Annotated in this window: 2 rRNA genes; both read left to right on the top strand. The window is 52.7% G+C overall.

Annotated features, from left to right (window positions below):
- Positions 1 to 156: 156 nt before the first annotated feature.
- Positions 157 to 3,045, top strand: a 23S ribosomal RNA gene (locus ACB033_RS22600).
- A gap of 84 nt (positions 3,046 to 3,129) precedes the next feature.
- Positions 3,130 to 3,244 (top strand): 5S ribosomal RNA (rrf, locus tag ACB033_RS22595).
- Positions 3,245 to 3,247 lie beyond the last annotated feature (3 nt).

Below are 3,247 nucleotides of genomic sequence, written 5' to 3'. Positions count from 1 at the left end.
TGCTCTTTAACAATCTGGAAAGCTGATTTAAAAAGTAGTTCTCAAACATTTGTTACAAGTGCTTTGGAAACTTCTTGGCGAAAACCAAATTTTATTTGGTCCTTGTTGTACGACAACAAGCTGTGCCGGTTTCACCGACACTTCTTGGGGTTGTATGGTTAAGTGACTAAGCGTACATGGTGGATGCCTTGGCAGTCAGAGGCGATGAAGGACGTACTAACCTGCGATAAGCCGTGAGCAGTCGGTAAGAGACATTACGACTCACGGATTTCCGAATGGGGAAACCCACTCAGCATAAGCTGGGTATCGTTACGTGAATACATAGCGTAGCGAGGCGAACCGGGAGAACTGAAACATCTAAGTACCCCGAGGAAAAGAAATCAACCGAGATTCCCTCAGTAGCGGCGAGCGAACGGGGATTAGCCCTTAAGCATCTTGGAAGTTAGTGGAACGGTCCTGGAAAGGCCGGCGATACAGGGTGATAGCCCCGTACACGAAAACAACCTTGATGTGAAATCGAGTAGGGCGGGACACGTGACATCCTGTCTGAATATGGGGGGACCATCCTCCAAGGCTAAATACTCCTGACTGACCGATAGTGAACCAGTACCGTGAGGGAAAGGCGAAAAGAACCCCTGTGAGGGGAGTGAAATAGAACCTGAAACCGTGTACGTACAAGCAGTGGGAGCCCTTCGGGGTGACTGCGTACCTTTTGTATAATGGGTCAGCGACTTACATTTTGTAGCGAGGTTAACCGTATAGGGGAGCCGTAGGGAAACCGAGTCTTAACTGGGCGTCTAGTTGCAAGGTGTAGACCCGAAACCGGGTGATCTAGCCATGGGCAGGTTGAAGGTTGAGTAACATCAACTGGAGGACCGAACCCACTAACGTTGCAAAGTTAGGGGATGACCTGTGGCTGGGGGTGAAAGGCCAATCAAACTCGGAGATAGCTGGTTCTCCCCGAAAGCTATTTAGGTAGCGCCTCGGACGAATACTACTGGGGGTAGAGCACTGTTTGGGCTAGGGGGTCATCCCGACTTACCAACCCCATGCAAACTCCGAATACCAGTAAGTACTATCCGGGAGACACACGGCGGGTGCTAACGTCCGTCGTGAAGAGGGAAACAACCCAGACCGCCGGCTAAGGTCCCAAAGTTCTGGTTAAGTGGGAAACGATGTGGGAAGGCTCAGACAGCTAGGATGTTGGCTTAGAAGCAGCCATCATTTAAAGAAAGCGTAATAGCTCACTAGTCGAGTCGGCCTGCGCGGAAGATGTAACGGGGCTCAAACCAGGCACCGAAGCCGCGGATTCACGCTAAGCGTGAGTGGTAGGGGAGCGTTCTGTAAGTCTGCGAAGGTGTGTCGAGAGGCATGCTGGAGATATCAGAAGTGCGAATGCTGACGTAAGTAACGATAAAGGGGGTGAAAAGCCTCCTCGCCGGAAGACCAAGGGTTCCTGTCCAACGTTAATCGGGGCAGGGTGAGTCGACCCCTAAGGTGAGGCCGAAAGGCGTAATCGATGGGAAGCAGGTTAATATTCCTGCACGACTTGTAATTGCGATGGGGGGACGGAGAAGGCTAGGTGGGCCAGGCGACGGTTGTCCTGGTGAAAGTGCGTAGGTGGTGTTTCTAGGCAAATCCGGAGACACAACACTGAGACACGAGACGAACGCACTACGGTGCGGAAGCCATTGATGCCCTGCTTCCAGGAAAAGCCTCTAAGCTTCAGATTACAAGTCATCGTACCCCAAACCGACACAGGTGGTCGGGTAGAGAATACCAAGGCGCTTGAGAGAACTCGGGTGAAGGAACTAGGCAAAATAGTACCGTAACTTCGGGAGAAGGTACGCTCTTGTTGGTGAAGTCCCTTGCGGATGGAGCTGACGGGAGTCGCAGTGACCAGATGGCTGGGACTGTTTATCAAAAACACAGCACTCTGCAAACACGAAAGTGGACGTATAGGGTGTGACACCTGCCCGGTGCCGGAAGGTTAATTGATGGGGTTAGCGCAAGCGAAGCTCTTGATCGAAGCCCCGGTAAACGGCGGCCGTAACTATAACGGTCCTAAGGTAGCGAAATTCCTTGTCGGGTAAGTTCCGACCTGCACGAATGGTGTAACCATGGCCATGCTGTCTCCACCCGAGACTCAGTGAAATCGAATTCGCCGTGAAGATGCGGTGTACCCGCGGCTAGACGGAAAGACCCCGTGAACCTTTACTACAGCTTGGCACTGAACATTGAACCTACATGTGTAGGATAGGTGGGAGGCTTTGAAGGCGTGACGCCAGTTGCGCTGGAGCCGTCCTTGAAATACCACCCTTGTATGTTTGATGTTCTAACGCAGGGCCCTGAATCGGGCTCGCGGACAGTGCCTGGTGGGTAGTTTGACTGGGGCGGTCTCCTCCCAAAGAGTAACGGAGGAGCACGAAGGTTGGCTAATCCTGGTCGGACATCAGGAGGTTAGTGCAATGGCATAAGCCAGCTTAACTGCGAGACGGACAGGTCGAGCAGGTACGAAAGTAGGTCATAGTGATCCGGTGGTTCTGAATGGAAGGGCCATCGCTCAACGGATAAAAGGTACTCCGGGGATAACAGGCTGATACCGCCCAAGAGTTCATATCGACGGCGGTGTTTGGCACCTCGATGTCGGCTCATCACATCCTGGGGCTGAAGTCGGTCCCAAGGGTATGGCTGTTCGCCATTTAAAGTGGTACGCGAGCTGGGTTCAGAACGTCGTGAGACAGTTCGGTCCCTATCTGCCGTGGGCGTTGGATGATTGAAGGGAGTTGCTCCTAGTACGAGAGGACCGGAGTGAACGAACCTCTGGTGTTCGGGTTGTCACGCCAGTGGCACTGCCCGGTAGCTAAGTTCGGAATCGATAACCGCTGAAAGCATCTAAGCGGGAAGCGAGCCCTGAGATGAGTCATCCCTGACCCCTTGAGGGTCCTAAAGGGCCGTTGGAGACCACAACGTTGATAGGTGGGGTGTGTAAGCGCGGCGACGTGTTGAGCTAACCCATACTAATTACCCGTGAGGCTTAACCATACAACACCCAAGAAGTGTTCGAAGACTTGTAGCAGATACCGAGAACGAAGAATTAAATCAGCTTTTTCAGATTGAAGATTTTTGCCTGGCGGCAATAGCGCAGTGGAACCACCTGACCCCATGCCGAACTCAGAAGTGAAACGCTGTAGCGCCGATGGTAGTGTGGCATTCGCCATGCGAGAGTAGGACACTGCCAGGCACC

The sequence above is a fragment of the Aeromonas sp. S15(2024) genome (genome assembly GCF_041402265.1).
GTDB classification, from domain to species: domain Bacteria; phylum Pseudomonadota; class Gammaproteobacteria; order Enterobacterales; family Aeromonadaceae; genus Aeromonas; species Aeromonas dhakensis.
The sequence above is the reverse complement of the archived record's forward strand: the minus strand, read 5'-3'. Positions and strand labels throughout refer to the sequence as shown.